General features: G+C 53.3%; 13 protein-coding genes and 1 pseudogene. 5 read left to right on the top strand and 9 right to left on the bottom strand.

The features are described from left to right. Nucleotides 1-281 precede the first annotated feature (281 nt). Entirely contained in the window at nt 282-1,571 is a 1,290-nt protein-coding gene (locus DL239_RS20690) for a cytochrome-c peroxidase (RefSeq protein ID WP_439650881.1), read from the bottom strand. Nucleotides 1,572-1,604: 33 nt separating this feature from the next. Here DL239_RS20690 and DL239_RS20695 point away from each other — a divergent pair, with 33 nt between their 5' ends. Then, a complete protein-coding gene (locus DL239_RS20695) occupies nt 1,605-2,075 on the top strand; it encodes a tetratricopeptide repeat protein (protein WP_167686000.1) in 471 nt (156 codons plus the stop codon). Between the two features lie 87 nt (nt 2,076-2,162). Here DL239_RS20695 and DL239_RS20700 read toward each other — a convergent pair whose 3' ends face one another. Genes DL239_RS20700 through DL239_RS20725 form a run of 6 tightly spaced genes read right to left on the bottom strand, consistent with a single transcriptional unit; the run spans nt 2,163 to nt 7,733 of the window. Beyond that, entirely contained in the window at nt 2,163-3,221 is a 1,059-nt protein-coding gene (locus DL239_RS20700; RefSeq protein ID WP_167686001.1) for a TRAP transporter substrate-binding protein, read from the bottom strand. Between the two features lie 26 nt (nt 3,222-3,247). Beyond that, complete coding sequence (locus DL239_RS20705) at nt 3,248-4,537, bottom strand: TRAP transporter large permease (protein ID WP_167686002.1); 1,290 nt, start codon at nt 4,535-4,537, stop codon at nt 3,248-3,250. Further along, complete coding sequence (locus DL239_RS20710; protein WP_167686003.1) at nt 4,537-5,130, bottom strand: TRAP transporter small permease; 594 nt, start codon at nt 5,128-5,130, stop codon at nt 4,537-4,539. The genes DL239_RS20705 and DL239_RS20710 overlap by 1 nt, the downstream gene beginning before the upstream one ends. A gap of 43 nt (nt 5,131-5,173) precedes the next feature. Beyond that, nucleotides 5,174-5,689, bottom strand: a complete 516-nt coding sequence (locus tag DL239_RS20715) for a flavin reductase family protein (protein ID WP_167686004.1) — start codon at nt 5,687-5,689, stop codon at nt 5,174-5,176. Continuing rightward, nucleotides 5,689-6,579, bottom strand: a complete 891-nt coding sequence (locus DL239_RS20720; RefSeq protein WP_167686005.1) for an aldo/keto reductase — start codon at nt 6,577-6,579, stop codon at nt 5,689-5,691. The genes DL239_RS20715 and DL239_RS20720 overlap by 1 nt, the downstream gene beginning before the upstream one ends. Then, a complete protein-coding gene (locus tag DL239_RS20725; RefSeq protein WP_167686006.1) occupies nt 6,579-7,733 on the bottom strand; it encodes an LLM class flavin-dependent oxidoreductase in 1,155 nt (384 codons plus the stop codon). Before DL239_RS20725 ends, DL239_RS20720 begins: the two co-directional genes overlap by 1 nt. Before the next feature lie 102 nt (nt 7,734-7,835). On the opposite strand from DL239_RS20725, the gene DL239_RS20730 reads away from it, so the two are divergent. Together DL239_RS20730 and DL239_RS20735 are read left to right on the top strand one after the other, a co-directional pair. Further along, on the top strand, nt 7,836-8,546 hold the full coding sequence (locus tag DL239_RS20730; RefSeq protein WP_167686007.1) for a GntR family transcriptional regulator: 711 nt from the start codon (nt 7,836-7,838) through the stop codon (nt 8,544-8,546). Nucleotides 8,547-8,556: 10 nt separating this feature from the next. Continuing rightward, complete coding sequence (locus DL239_RS20735) at nt 8,557-9,693, top strand: Gfo/Idh/MocA family protein (RefSeq protein WP_167686008.1); 1,137 nt, start codon at nt 8,557-8,559, stop codon at nt 9,691-9,693. 94 nt (nt 9,694-9,787) lie between these two features. Here DL239_RS20735 and otnC read toward each other — a convergent pair whose 3' ends face one another. Beyond that, complete coding sequence (gene otnC, locus DL239_RS20740; RefSeq protein ID WP_167686009.1) at nt 9,788-10,435, bottom strand: 3-oxo-tetronate 4-phosphate decarboxylase; 648 nt, start codon at nt 10,433-10,435, stop codon at nt 9,788-9,790. Between the two features lie 294 nt (nt 10,436-10,729). On the opposite strand from otnC, the pseudogene DL239_RS20745 reads away from it, so the two are divergent. Continuing rightward, nucleotides 10,730-10,876: pseudogene (locus DL239_RS20745) on the top strand (IS3 family transposase); the annotation flags it as partial. A 603-nt stretch (nt 10,877-11,479) separates the two neighbouring features. Further along, the gene (locus tag DL239_RS20750) at nt 11,480-14,362 is read left to right on the top strand and encodes a PAS domain-containing protein (protein WP_206188577.1); all 2,883 of its coding nucleotides are present in this window, start codon (nt 11,480-11,482) and stop codon (nt 14,360-14,362) included. A gap of 554 nt (nt 14,363-14,916) precedes the next feature. Here DL239_RS20750 and DL239_RS20755 read toward each other — a convergent pair. Beyond that, nucleotides 14,917-15,846 carry a hypothetical protein gene (locus tag DL239_RS20755; protein ID WP_240932102.1) on the bottom strand — a complete coding sequence of 310 codons (930 nt, stop codon included), beginning with the start codon at nt 15,844-15,846 and terminating at the stop codon, nt 14,917-14,919. Nucleotides 15,847-16,040: the final 194 nt, after the last annotated feature.

Below are 16,040 nucleotides of genomic sequence, written 5' to 3' on the forward strand. Positions count from 1 at the left end.
ACGGCGCACACGACGGAAAGACGCCTTACGAAGTCCTCAGGGAAAAGCTATAGTCAACAAACGAGATGTCCCACGGGTAACCGCACCTTACACTGTGCGTCGGCAGAGTTTTTGGGTCCAAAGGCGGCCTAAACTAAGAGAGAGTTTGGCTCATCTGGTTGTTTTGATTATGCGGCGCGTTGCCTATGATGCAAGCTGCGCGCTTCGAGCGTCTTTCGTTTGATCCTCTCTCTCGCTAATGTAGAATGGCTTTGTCTCGTTCGAAGTAGACTTCGGCGGACCTAATCAATGGGCAGACCACTCGGCACCCAATCCGGTTCACCGAATGGAGGAGTAAGAGTACTTTTCCCGGTCAAGCTGCCGAGAAATTCCACAAGCACACGGACCTCTTTGTCACTCAGATCAACTTTCCCAATATCCAGAGCTTGCTGCTGCCGTTGCAGTTCGCGTTGATCTTGCCAGATAACAAAATCAATCTCCCTGAACCAAGGTGCCGATGGCAACGCGGCCATTGCAGGGCGCCAATTTGCCCATGATCGGCTGGGATCCAGATGATGTCGAATAATTCCGTCGAGATCTGGGTAGGCGCCATTGTGACCATATGGCGCCGTCAACGCCACGTTGCGCAGCATTGGGGTGCGAAACCTATAAGCATCTTCCAAAGCATCACTTTCCGCCATTCGTCCGACGTCACGCGCCACGGGATCGAACCGCCGCGTCCGCCCCGGACCAAACGGTGGCAGACCCAACGCATAGAATTTTTGATCACTCAACAGTGGACCCGAGTGGCATGAGGCACAATTACCCTTACCGTAAAACAGCTCAGCACCAGCGGTCTGCGCCGCGGTCAGTGCCGACGCGTCACCTGACAAAAACTGGTCAAACGGGCTATCGTTACTTTGCCACTCGACGGCCATAAAGGCTGCCAAAGCATTGGCGATATCTACGATTGTAACCTGCTCTGCTTCGGTGATGTGGTCAAACGCTGCAACAAACCGTTCGCCATATTCAGGAATGACCCTCACCCGTTTAGCCAGAATTGGCCAGGCCGCATCGATACGGTCATGCACGGCTCCGGAAATTTCGTTCTCCTTAGGGTTCCCGGCCATTTCAAACTGCGCTACCAGCGGGAATACCGCTTGTGCGGCCAAGATTGAATTGAACCCCGTGGGCAACCACTCTTCGGCTGGTGAATTGAACTCGTTTTCATAAGTATCCGCGCGGCTCAGCCGTCCGTCATGAAACAACGTATGAATCTCACGCGCGCCAAGATTCCACAGCGCCGGAGCATTGCGCGGAATGCGTTTTCGAATGCGATTTTCACCCTTACCTGCTGTGCGATCCAGGCCAAGCCCAATACCGCCTTCACCAATACCTAACGACAGTCCATCGCCGGTGCCTAAATCAGGGTGATGACAGGTTGAACAGGCGATATTTCTGTTCCCGGACAATATTTTATCATAGAATAGTAGCTGACCCAGGGCCGCTTGATCCTGGTCAAATCTCAGAAAGTCCTCAGCCTTAAGTGGGGCGGGGTATTCGCCTCCCTGAACCAATCCGGCGCTTAGGATCAGCCCAGTCAAAACAATCCGGAGACCGTAAGAATGCGCAACATATTCCTGGCTTTGTGCCTGAGCGTGACACCAGCTTTTGCCGAGATCGAACAGGCGCGTGACTTGATGGAGGCAGGACAGTTTCAAGAAGCATATTCCGAGTTATGGCCCGCCGCACGGTCGGGCAATGCCGACGCCGAAGAGCTGATTGGTGTGATGTATGCGATGGGGCTGGGCGTCGAGCGCGACGACCAGCGTGCGTTTGAATGGTATCTGCGTAGTTCGATGAAAGGGCATCCCGGCGCGCAGTCTGGTGTCGGTTGGTACTACGAAGTTGGCCGCGGCATGCCTGCGCCGGATCTGGTCCGGGCCTATATGTGGTACACGCTCAGCGCCATTGGCGGCGACCCGGATGCCGCTATTTCGCTGGAAGAAGTGGTCAAGAAAATGACCCAAGAAGAAATTGATAAGGCGCATATCCTGGTCGGTGATTATAAAGTTTGGATGTACCCGTTTCGCTAAACGGGATGCGCCGCAAGCAAACTGATCCTGCCTGCGGCGCAATGGGTTCATGACCCGGGAGAGGACGAACCGCTCCCGGATATAGGATCACTTTAGATCAGCAGCGCGGGCTGCATTAACGTCAGCTTCGGCCTCGGCCACCGCATCGGTCAGCGCTGTGAAGATTGCTTCGCCATTTGCCACATTGCCTTTGAACCAGTCATAAACTGGAGCGGCAGAGTCCTTGAAGGCTGCTTTCTGCTCGGGTGTTGGCACATACAGATCACCACCGCCGGCAACAAAATCAGCATAGGCCTGGATCGACTTGCGCTTTGGCGAGGCAAATGTTGCCTGCTGCAACGCGCTGAACCCATCGACGATTACCCGGCGCATATCTTCCGGCATCGCCTGGAACTTCTGGTTCGACATCCACCACAGCGCGCCCATGTAGGCGTGACCGTCGAGTGTCACATACTGCAGACCAGCATCCGGGAACTTCATACCCATGATATCGGTGATACCGTTTTTGGATCCTTCGACAACACCGGTCTGAAACGAGGTGAACAGTTCGGGCCATGGGATCGGAGTTGGCGATGCGCCCAGCGATTTGACCAGTTCTTGCGGCAGGTCGGCAACCACGGTGCGGATTTTCAGACCTTCCATATCAGCAGGCTCGGTCACGCGGCGTTTGGTATTGGCAAAATTGCGCCAACCACCAGTATTGCCGATGGTCATCAGGCGGATCGCATCGCCGGAATCTGCCAGCGCCATTTCACGCATTTTACGAGTAAAATCGCCCGACAGAACATGCTCAGCAATACGGTCATCCGCCATCAGATACGGCAGATCCAGAACTTGCACATAGGGGAAGATGCCCGACGCGCCGCCGGAAGTGGAGATATAAACATCAATCGAGCCGTCCGCCACACCCTGCAAGCATTCCGCTCCGTTCGAGCACAACTGTGTACCGATGAACAACTCCACCTCGATAGCGCCATTCGAAGCCGCCTCGACATAGTTTTTGAAAACAACCAGACCATCATAGTCTTCGTCATTTTCGTTAGAATTTGCAGTCGCCCGAATGGTGTAGTCGGCTGCCATCGCACTGATCGCAGAGCCGGCCAACAGGGCCGCTATGGACAGCGTTTTGAGGGTCGTCTTAAGCATAGGTGGTTCCTCCCTTTTATACTTAGCTAGTTCGCAAACCCGGTAAGGCGCGGGATTGTCATGGAAATGGCGGGGACGTAGGTGATCAAAAAGATCACCAGAATTTCAACCAGCAGAAACGGCAGAATGGCTTTGGCAATGGCCTCGACCCGTTCTCCGGACACTGCCGAGGCAACAAACAGCACCAAGCCCATCGGCGGCGTTGCCAGACCGACCGTTAGGTTGACGCTCATGATGATGGCAAAGTGGATCGGATCAACACCCAGATCGACAAAGATTGGCCCCAGGATCGGCCCCAGAATGATGATCGCGGGGCCCGCATCCAAAAACATTCCAACCACAAACAGCAACAGGTTGATCAGGAACAACAGGATCAGAGGGTTTTCTGAGAGGGAAAGGATAAACGAGGCCAGCTGCTCGGGTGCGTGGCTTAGACTGACCACGGTTTTGAATGCCATCGCAGCACCAACCAGCAGCAGCACTACGGACGAGATCAGCCCGGCTTTGCTTAGAATTGCAGGGATCTCGCTGATCGTCAGCGTGCGCATCACAAAGAAGCCAATGAACAAGGCATAGGCAACGGCAACGGCGGCGGCCTCGGTCGGGGTAAAGACACCTGCCAGAATACCGCCTAGAATAATCACAGGGGTCATCAGCGGAAAGAACGCCTTGAGTGATGCCTGCCCGCGTTCCGACCATGTAGATTTGGCACTGGCGACCGGGAAGTCATATTTGTCAGCCATGACCTTGACCACCAGCATCAAGCCGACGCCCACCAGTATACCGGGAACGATACCCGCCAGAAACAGTGCGGCGACACTTTCCCCCATGACATAGGCGTAGATGATCATGATCCCTGAAGGTGGAATGATTGGGCCAATGACCGAACTGGCAGCGGTGATTGCAGCCGAGAACTTGCGGCTATAACCCTGCTTCTCCATGGCGGGGATCAACATGCTGCCCAAGGCCGATGTATCCGCCACCGCAGAGCCGGACAGCCCCGCGAACAACATCGACGACAAGATATTCACATGAGCGAGTCCCCCCCGCAGATGCCCCATCAACGCCTGTGCAAACTCGACTAGGCGCATGGTAATGCCGCCTTTGTTCATCAGCTCGCCGGCAAGCATGAAAAACGGGATCGCCATCAGCGGGAAACTATCCATGCCGTTGTAGACATTGCGATACAGCAGCGTGATGTCACGCTCCTGACCGTTGAGATACAACAGCAGGCCGGGCGCGGCCAACAGGCCAAAGAACACTGGCAGGCCAATCATCAGGAAGATCAGGAATACCGGTAAGAACCAAATCAGCATCAGTCGGCTCCTGCAGTAACGGATGGGTCGCTTATGTCTGACAAGCGATCGCCACCGCCCAAAAGACCAACAATCGCGCGCAAGATCAGTTCAACATTGACCATCACCAGCAGGATCACTCCAACCAGCAGCGAAGCCATCATCCACGAACGCGGAACCCGCAGCCATTCGTCAAAGCCAAATGAGGTTGGGACGTAAAGAGAGGCGGTTGCAAAGCGGCCGCCAAACCCGGTGACCTCGTTCCAACCGATGTTCACTGCGACGACAAGAACCATCAGAGACAGGAACAGCAAAAACAACGTCAGCAATTGCCCCACGACCCGTGGCAACGCGATAACCAACATATCAATTGCAACAAATCCGCCCTGCCGAAACGCTGTAGGGGCCATCAGTCCGGTCATCCACAGCATGCAAAACCGGGCGGCTTCGTCCGGCCAGGGTAGCGCGTTGTTCAGAATGTATCGAAAGAAGACCTGCACCAGAATGGACACCACCATCAAGGCTACAGCGACAATGCCAATCGCACGCCCAAGCTTTAGGAGCTGAGCGTTCACCAAACTGATCGGCGACAACACCGCCAATAGTCCTCCCATCGACATCTCCCTTTGTTGCACGAGGCTCCCCTGCCCCGATCATTTACGGCTGCGAAGCCAATCCAAATTTTCCAGCGTAAAAGGTCAGCGCGTCCCCATCACGCATCTCGGCCTGATCAACGCGGCCAACAACGATCAAGTGGTCACCACCGTCATAGGTAGCCGTTCTGGTGCATTCAAAACGGGCAAGACAGTCTTCGATCAGAGGGACGCCATTTGCGTTCAGTTGGTAGCGACTTCCATCAAAGGCATGCGCATCTTTGCTAAATCCCTGGCACAACTCGGCCTGGTCAGCGCTTAGAACGTGAATGGCGTAATGGTCTGCGGCCTCAAAATAACGGAATCGGCGTGACGTCTTGGAGGGTGACCACAGCACCAGTGCCGGATCCAGAGACACAGATGAGAAACTGTTGACGACAATCCCAACGGGGCCGTCTTCTCCCAGTGCTGTCACCACCGTCACGCCGGTGGCAAAGCGACCAAAGGCGTCCCGCAGCTGGCGCGCATTGCCTGCCTCAGGTGCAAAATTCACCGGCATATCCAACGCCCCATCCGGCATCAGGCGACCTCCTGTCCCAAGGCCGCCTCGTACAGACGGAACCAGGTGATACGATCCATTTTGACCTTCAGCGCATCCGAGATACGGCCGATGCGCTCCAGATTGTTGGTGCCAAGCACCGGTAGCAGTTTCGCCGGATGCGCCAGCAACCAGGCAACCGCGACCGCGCTGCGATCCACACTGTTATCACCGGCGATCTCATCCATCAGTGCCCCAATCGCACCCTCGGCACCCATCAAGGAACCGCCACCCAGCGGCGACCAGGCCATCAGGTGATGACCAAGGCGTTGATGGAACGCGAGATCACCATTTGTGAATGGGGAAATCTCACCCAGGCTGACTTCGATCTGATTGGTAACCAGCGGTGACTTCATTGCAGATTGCAGCAGTTCAAAATCCCACGGTCGGAAGTTGGACACACCCACTGCGCGTACCTTGCCGCTGGTGACCAGATCATCCAGCGCGGCGCCGGTTTCGTGGTGATCCATAAAAGGGTCTGGCCGGTGGATCAAAAGAACATCCACATGATCAATCGCCATGTCACGCAGAGATAATTCAACGGATTTTTCGATGTGCGCCCGCGATGTATCATAGTGCTTGACCGGTGCGTCGGAATATCGGCCACAGGGCGCAACGATGTCGCATTTGGTGACAATTTCCATCTGATTTCGCAGACCGGGGTGGCTCCGTAGAGCTCCGCCCAAAACAACCTCGGCAGCATATTCACCGTAGATATCTGCCTGATCAAAGCTGGTAATACCCTGATCCAGACAAGACTGAATCTTCGCCTCGACATGCGCGGGCGAGGTATCGGCATCATCGCCAACGCGCCACATGCCATAGACCAGACGGCTCATCGACAGATCAGAAGTTAGATTGACACGTTCCATCAGCGACGCACTCCATTGCCCAGCGGGGTCGCAGGCGTTTCTTTTGGGACGCGACCGTATTCATGTGGCAGCGAACAGGTTTTCAGGTTGGGCAGGATGCGGGCACCAAAATGTTTGGCTTCCTCGATGTGTGGGTAGCCCGAGAAGATAAAGGCCCGCATCCCCATTTTCTTATACTCTTCGATCTTCGACATAACCTGATCGGTTGATCCAACCAGAGCGGCGCCACACCCTGACCGCGCCCGGCCAACACCAGTCCACAGATTTGGTTCAATATACCCGTACTGATCCGCGACATCGCGGTTCTTGGACTGGTGACTAACCCCCAAAGACGTCGCATCCAAAGCGCGTTCACGGATTGCACGGCCATACTCATCATCCAGTTTTGACACGATGTAGTCGGCGTATTCCTGTGCTTCTTTTTCGGTGTCACGAACGATCATGTGAACCCGTAGTCCATAATCCAGCGTACGCTCGTATTTTTCGGCCACCGCATGGACAGCTTTCATACGTCCGGCCAGCTCTTCCATCTTTTCAGGCCACATCAGGTAAACGTCACAATGTTCACCACACAGCTCCAGCGCTGACGGCGAATAGCCCCCGAAATACAGCAGCGGGCCACCGGTTTGGTACGGGCGAACCGGATCGGTTGTCAGGCCTTTGAAATTGTAAATTTCGCCCTGATGGTTGATCTCATCCCTTGTCCAGGCTTGTTTCAGCACTTCAACGACTTCACGTGATCGCTGATACCGAAAGGCGCTGTCAGCCTTTTCACCAGGAAAGTCAGAGCTGATAATATTGACCGTCAGCCGCCCCTTCAGCATGTGATCTAGTGTTGCAAGGGTACGGGCCAGCATGATCGGCTGAACCTCGCCACAGCGCACGGCGGCCAACATGTTGATCCTATCCGTGACCGGCGCACAGCCCGCCACAAAGGACAACGTATCCTGCCCCACCTGATAGGAAGACGGGCAAAGGATGTTGCGAAAGCCCTGCGCCTCGGCTGTTTTTACGATGTCCGAACAGTGCTCCCACGAGGATCGCAAATCGCCCTCAGGAACGCCCAGGAATTGGTAATCATCGGAACACAGCGCAGCAAACCACGAAACTTCTGCAGCATCCAAGTCAGCTGATGTCACTGGAACGACGGTCATCCAAATTCTCCTGAACTCACTTCCACTTTCATCTTGCGTAGCACTCACAATGATGTAGATCAATAGTGTATCAATTTTTCCCGTGACAGGCTGACGCACCACATGCCCCCTACAAATCAAGCCGCCACTGCGCTGCCAAAGTATGTACAGATCAGCGAGTTACTCATCCGCGATATAGCCTCTGGTCGGCTATTGGACGGCGAACGCCTGCCACCCGAACGGGACATGGCCGAAGAGCTGGGAATATCAGTTGGAACCCTGCGTAAATCGCTCAAGGAGCTAACAAATAAAGGACTGCTAGAGCGGGTTCAGGGGTCAGGAAACTACATCCGCCACGGCAATGTTGAGGCCAGCGTCTACGCCATGTTCCGGCTGGAACTGCTGGCAGGTGGCGGGCTGCCAAGGGCCGACATTCTGGATCTTACAACGCTCGAAAAACCCGCAGACCTGCCCAAATTCGGCACATCGACCAGCGGTGCGCGCATCCGTCGTTTGCGCTATCTCAATAACACAATCATTGCAGTCGAAGAGATCTGGCTTGATGCGGACGCCGGCAAAGTCCGCCCCGAGGCGCTATCAGATTCGCTGTATCACTATTATCAAAAGCAACTGGGCTTCTGGATCTCCCGCGCCGAGGATCGTGTCAGCATCGGTTCTATGCCCGATTGGTCACCCGAGGCGTTCCCTCTGCAGCCCGGCACCGTCACTGGATATATTGAACGAATGAGTTGGGCCGACAAACCCGACCCTGTCGAATTTTCCCGCACTTGGTTTGACACAGACAAAGCGCTCTATGTGCAGCGCCTGAAGTAAGGAGTTGGGCATGTCCGACACAATCAACTATGGCATCATCGGATGTGGCATGATGGGGCAAGAGCATTTGCGCAACATTGCCCTGTTGCCGCAAACCCAGGTCGTCGCAATTTATGAACCCGATGCAGAAATGGCCGCCAAGGCACAGGCACTGGCCCCTGACGCAAAGCTGGTCTCGTCCGTTTCCGAGCTCTTGGCCGTGCCAGAACTTGACTGTTTGGTCATCGTCAGCCCCAACTACTGCCATGTGGACCAACTGGAAGCCATCAAAGCATCCCGCCCCTTGCCGATCCTTGTTGAAAAACCACTGTTCACCGATCCCCAGGACGCGGCCCGTTTAGAGGATTTCCGCAAGGATTATCCAGCCCCGGTCTGGGTGGCGATGGAGTACCGCTATATGCCGCCAATTGCGGCGCTGCTGAAAGAGGCTGATGCCGCCACTGGCGGCGTCAAGATGCTAACCATCCGCGAACACCGCTTTCCTTTCTTGGAAAAAGTCGGCGATTGGAACCGTTTCAATGCAAAAACCGGTGGTACCTTTGTCGAAAAATGCTGCCACTTCTTTGACCTGATGCGCCTGGTTTTGAAGTCCGAACCTACACGGATCATGGCCTCAGCCGGGCAGTCGGTGAACCATCTGGACGAAACTTATGATGGCGAAACACCGGACATTCTAGACAATGGCTATGTCATCGTTGATTTCGCCAACGGATCGCGGGCAATGCTGGAGCTCTGTATGTTTGCAGAAGGTGCGCGTTATCAAGAAGAAGTCTCAGCGGTAGGGCCCAGTGGTAAAATCGAAGCATTGGTCCCCGGCCCCGGTCGCTTTTGGCCAGAACACCTTGGGGCGGCCCCTACCCCACAATTGATCATCAGCCCAAGATCACCCAAGGGGCCGGAACGACGCGACATCCCAGTTGATGCAACACTCTTAGAGGCCGGCGATCACAACGGATCGACCTACTATCAACACCAAGGCTTTCTAGCGCTTGTCCGTAAGGCAAAACCGACACCGGATGTAACCCTTAGCGATGGCTGGAAAGCTGTGGCAATGGGCATGGCTGCACAAGCGTCGGCTCGCAGTGGCCAGGCCGTGACCCTGGATTCAATCGGATCGTTTCCCCTCTTTCCTGAAACCGGCGCCTAAATTTGTGACCATGGTGGCTTTGGCGGAACAAAGCCACCATTTGCTAATTCACGGACGCAACACCGAAAAGCTGGAGCCGTCACAGCTCAGCACTTTAGTCCCACTGTACGTCAAATTTCTGCACCACAGCGGCAATCTGAGTGTCATCCAACACCCGAGGCGACAAGCCTTGGGTTAACAAGGTCAATTTGGCGGTTTCTTCCAATTCTTCCATGGCGTAAACCGCCGCTTCAAGATCCTTTCCCGCAACAACCGGCCCGTGGTGCGCAAGCAGGACCGCCGATCTTTCACCTGCCAGCCCGCGCACCGCATCGCCCATCTCCTGATCACCCGGCAAAAAGAACGGCAGCAATTTCACCTTACCCAAACGCATGATGCTGTAGGCGGTTAGCGGTGGCAACACATTGTCTGGATTTATGTCCGGCAAAACAGATAAGGCCACAGTATGGGATGAATGCAGATGCACCACAGCCCCGGTGCCTGTACATGTTTCGTAAAATGCGCTGTGCAGCGGCATCTCTTTGGTTGGCGCTTCCCCAGACAAGAGGTGCCCGGTTTCATCCAAGTGTGAAATCCGACCAGGATCCAGAAAACTCATCGAGCTGCCGGTAGGTGTGACCAGTAGAGTCCCGTCTGACAGTCGGAGTGAGATGTTGCCCGAAGCACCTCCGGTAAGGCAACGGTCAAACATGGACTTGGCCCATTTGGCCAGCGTATCGCGCTGTTTGGTCACTTCGGTCATGCAGTGCCTTTCAGAATGTTAAGCGCTTGCTCAAAGAAGTCGACGTCACCGAAGTTACCCGATTTCAGGGCAATGTCGTCTCAGCCAAAGTACGTGTGTTTATGGATTTCCTTATAGATCATTTTGGCCGCGCAAATGTTTTACGTAGAGCGCCGGAAAAGGACATTTAGCGCAAGTAGCGGATCCTGGACCTGTCGCGGTTTGATACCGCTCCTCTGATAGCACTTATTGCAACAATGGAGACCAACCATGTGACTAAAACGAAAGGGCGGCTTTCGCAAAGATACGGCGCGTATCGCACTGACCAGTGAACTTACACACAAGCAAGTGGCGGATGATCTTGGCGAAGGAATGGCGACGCTGAACAAATGGATTACAGCGCATCGCGACACTGACGTAATGTCGAATGAGGATTTAGGCCCCGCCCAAGAGAATGACCGACGTCTATCGCGAATAGACACAACCCTTGCAAAAATCCAATCAAGTAAATGGATGTTGTAATGAGGCGTATTCTCCGGAGCCTTGTCAGATGTCCGGTTCGAGAACACCTGTCATAATAAGCATTCCGTAAGCTAGCCCGCAAGGTTGACAAAGCACCAAAACCGTGAGGAGAACGAGTTGTTGGCGATGCATATGCCGACCAGGGACAAATTGTCATGAAAACTTACCATTCAAGGCACAGCATTTTTCACACAGCTCGACATGTTGGCCGATCCGGATGACCCGCGGGATTTGTTTGGTATGTTAGACCGATCAAAAAAGGTAATGTTTGGACCTGAGCGCGCGGTTTTCAGGGCAGGCTCATCGCCTGGCCAACCGCCAGCGGCCAAAGCAACCAAGGACCGTTAGACTTCGTCGAAGTGTAATTGACTTGGCCGATTGTGTTTTTGAATGCTGAGTTCGCAGACTGGAAACTCTTCCATAACGTCTTGAAAAATGAAGGTCTACGGCTAGCTCAATTGAAAGCCATCCGGCGACTGAAACAGAGAACATAGCTGTTTTTCGAAATGTGAAAATCGCCTTTTTTAGTCAATGCTACTCAACATGATGCAAACGCAAGCAACCGACCCAACTTGGCTAGGCGACGCCTTGCACTGCTTGTTGGTGCAAAACGTTTCGCCCAATCCATCTTTGTCAGGGAGAATGACTCAATTTGCCAAAACCATCTCCGAAGTTGCAGGGGCGCAGGCGACGAGCATCTGGTCGCTAGACACAAACCTTAATCAGTTGAACCTCAGCGCGAGATATTCGGACAATAGGACCAATTGTAACCCCGGCTCTGTTATCCATTTCGATAGCGACGGTGAGGTTTTGAAAGTCTTGAGATCTAAGAAAATAGTCGCAATCAATAATATTGATGAACCAGTCGGACCACTTGCTGCCAATGCAGAGGTATTTCAACAAACGGGTGCCAATGCAGTCTTATGCTGTCCGCTGTTCGATAACGACGATCTTTTAGGCGTACTTATTATTCAGCACGCGCCTGCACCTCATGTTTGGACGGACAGTGAGAAGCGGTTTGCCGAGGCGGCGGTCAGTTTGATTTCTATGGCGATGGTGCAGGCAACCAATGAGTCAGAAAATAGAGCAACCACGAACCACAAATTGCGATTGGGGTTGTTTGCGCGGATGGCAGATGATCGACTCTGGGAAACTGACGATGCGCATAACGTCGTATCAGTAGTGAGTGGCACAACCATCCTTGCACCGGAAGAGACTACTCTGATTGGACGCAGACCATGGGACGTTCCAACACGCCAACCGCTTCGTGGCGGATGGGGGCCGATTAAACGGTCGATGGAAAACCATGAAGTGATCAAGGACCTAATTTTGGTCGACACCAACTTGGACGGCACAAAGAGCTATCGGGAAGCAAGTGGCGAGCCTCAGTTTGATCAAAATGGCTTGTTTACCGGTTACATTGGCGTCACTCGCGATGTCACCAATAAAATGGCCCGCGAGGCAGAGCTGCAAGCGACGGATCAAAGGTACCGAAATGCGTCCCATCTGGCCTGTCTAGGTCACTGGGTCTGGGACCGTGATAAAGACTGCTGTACGTATTGCTCTCCTGAAATGGCGGATATTTTTGGGGTGACGGTCGAGGAATATGTCGCGCGAACAAACTCTTTTGAGCAAGATCAAAAATGGTACCACCCTGATGATCGGGCAGAATATGTAGCAGCTCTTGAAAATGCCTGCGCCACCGATTCAGGATGGACCATTTCCACGCGTATCATCCGTGATGACGGCAGTATTCGGCACCTCAAACAATGGGCTGAACCGGGTTATGACAGTACCGGCCGTCTCACATCTACACTTGGTGTATTAATGGACGTAACGGATCAGATCGATTTGGGTGAAAAGCTGCGCATTAGTCGATCCAAACTTTCAAATTTGGTCGATAATTTGCCAGGCGCTTTGTTCAGAGTAAAGCTTGATGAGAAATGGTCAGCTGTGTATCGCAGCCAAGGTTTTTATCGCCATTTTGTTGATCCTTCTAGCAGCGCAAATGGCTGGGATGAGCTTGGAGAAGACAACTGGATTCTTCAGGTTGAGAAGGCAGATCGAAAGCGTGTTAGGCAGGTTGTTGAGGCGGCCGTTGCAGCTAGCAGCACCTACGAAGTGGAATATAGCATAACAACCGTCAATGGCGACAAACGGTGGGTGTGGGAACGCGGCAATCCGGTCACATCTCTTTCAGGTGAGATCGAGATCGAAGGGATTATGATCGACGCCACAGACAAACGGCGCGCTGAGGAGGCTCTTATTAAATCGCAGCGCGGCGAAGCTATCGGTCAAATGACCGGCGGAGTAGCCCATGATTTCAATAATTTGCTTGCTATAATACTGGGAAACTTAGAGCTTGTTCGTGATGATATCTCAGATGTCGAATTGAGGAAAATGCTGGATGCCAGTATTTCCGCTGCCGCCCGCGGCGCCGATCTGACGCGTAATATGTTGGCCTTTGCCCGGCAGGCAAAACTGGAACCAACAAAGCTGAACCTGAATGAAGTTGTTCGAAACGCCCAAAATTGGATCGGACGAACTTTACCTACGAATATCGAGGTTAACGCCCAATTAGACGTTGACTTATGGAGTACTCAGGCAGATCTCAGTTCAACAGAAAGCGTGTTGCTCAACCTTATCATCAACGCCCGAGATGCGATGCAGCAGGGCGGAGAACTGACAATTGAAACCAAAAATTTGGTAGTTGATGCCCGAATGGTTCAAAATCAGCACGAATATATTGATCAAGGTGAATACGTCACGATCGCCGTCAGTGACACGGGCCACGGAATTCCCAAAAAACTGTTGAAACAGATTTTTGAACCATTCTTTACTACCAAGGCGCCAGGTGAGGGATCGGGACTTGGGCTTTCAATGATCTATGGGTTCATTCGCCAATCAGGGGGCACTGTTCGAGTGTATAGCGAAGAAGGTGTTGGCACGACCTTCAAATTGTTTTTCAGAGCATTGCCCCAAGACCAACAAACTGAAGACCAAAGCACTATCGCAGGACAACCCACGACACCCAGTTGTGCCCGCATTCTGATCGCTGAAGATGAAAGCGGAGTTCTTGCAGTTCTCGTCTCAGTCCTGCGCAAGGCTGGTTATAAAGTTACTGCCTGCGGCTCTGGAGACGCGGCCAAAGCAGTGTTTGAGGCCGATCCAAATTTCGACTTGCTGATCGCTGATGTAGTTATGCCGGGCAGATTGCTTGGTCCAAACCTTGTTGAAGAACTACGTGTCATTCGGCCGGATCTTCCTGCGATTTTTCTGACCGGCTACGCCGCTGAGACCACGATTCACGGTAATGAGCTGCACCCAGGGGATATCAGGCTGATGAAACCGATCAGGAGGGCTGAACTGCTTGCAAGTATTTCCAAAGTATTGCAAGCGCGGGACGCAAAAGGCGAAACGTCATAGTCCGGAAAGTCCAAAGCTTAGTCCGTAGTCACCACAGGACAGTATCACCAATTTCTAATAGTCGCCATTGGAGTTGACCGCAGCGGATGGCTGCAAACCGCCCAAATCTGATCTGCCTGCCCAGACCGAGAACGCCCGGGTATCCCAAGAATTACACCCCGATCATCCCAACTAGAACCGCAGCACTTCAAATGACCATGAGTGTGGCGATCCACAAAGCTCTTGTTCACACAAAAAATGCGCCCGTCTCCGAGCGCACACATTTTGCGCAAAAGGTCGCAGTCAAATCAAAATGTTGACTGTCGATCTTTGCCGCGGGATCTTAGCCCCGTTTCCGAGAAAACTTTGCCCTGTTCTACAACAGTGTGAATCGGGGTAAAGTTGTCTCCAAGCGCTCTGAAAAACCCTTGCAATACAATGGGTTATTTCAAGTCAAATACGTCTCGGGGCAAAGATCCCGCGGAAATCGGGGTAAGATCCCGCCAAACCATGGAAATCGCAACAAAAAAGCCCGCCGAGGCGGGCTTGATAATCGATGACTTTTTAGGGGCCTGTCAGACAGATCTATTCAGAGTTACCGCGGAGCCGACATCTAGATAAATCGCAGCAATCCCAGATTTTTCCGGATGAACAAATGCCGAGATATTGCCATCGAGGATCTCAGCGAAGAGGACTTCAAAACGCCCTGCCCCACGCTGAGCGACATAAGAAATCGGATGTAACTTGCCTTCGTCCACTGCACTTAATTTTGGCAACCGGGCAATCGTTCCCAGAATTTCGTCCAGGTGCAAACGACCGAATACAACATGTCGCACGGAACCTCTGCCGGTTCGCGGGATAAGAGGCCGAACGATGCCCTCCCGATCGAGCGCTTCAAATTGGTGTTTCGTTGTCCCCAGATACTCGGGAACATCGTGCATCGGAATAGCAGTCTGGAAGGCTTCTACCAATTCAGTAGTTGCAGCGGCTCGAAACACCATATTTCCTGCGTCGACTTCGCTTGCATGTTCGGGCACTTTACCAAGTTTCTTGAGAAGACGCGCCAGCCGCTTACGTTCAATTCCAACTGTCTCTGAAAGACTGTAGAGCGAATGATATTGCCGCTCCGTAATCTCCACACCAAGAACCTTGCTACCGGGCTCTACCGCCGAGTGTTTCACAATATGATCGCGAAGAATGTCTCTGATCGGACCAGGATCGATCGCGTTGCACCGGCGATCCAGCCAGTCGAAGAGCTTGCCATAGATGGCCAGCGGCCCTGCCTGTACCGCCGTGGTTGGCGATGTTTGACGGATGGTATCCAGCGCTTCTTCGACCGCCTCAGGCCCTTCACTGTAGATTGAGAAGCCTATATCTGTGGCCTCTTCCGTTTGATCAGGCTGCAGCCTTGTCAGGGCAACTTTATGGCCATGTTGTAGAATGCCACCGATCATTTCCGACGCCGCCAAAACCTGTTCGAGTGTCTGCCCCTCCAGCCATGACATTTCAGTACCAGCGCTGCCATGAAGCCGCCCTCGAAGCCAAGAGAGATATGCCGGAGTCTCACCTGGTGTGCATACCGGCGTCGACAACTCCTCCCCATTGTGCGTCGGCAGAGTTTTTGGGTCCAAAGGCGGCCTAAACTAAGTGAGAGTTTGGCTCATCTGGTTGGTTTGATTATGCGGCGCGTTGCCTGTGA

This window comes from Parasedimentitalea denitrificans (assembly GCF_011813015.1).
Classification (GTDB): Bacteria; Pseudomonadota; Alphaproteobacteria; order Rhodobacterales; family Rhodobacteraceae; genus Parasedimentitalea; species Parasedimentitalea denitrificans.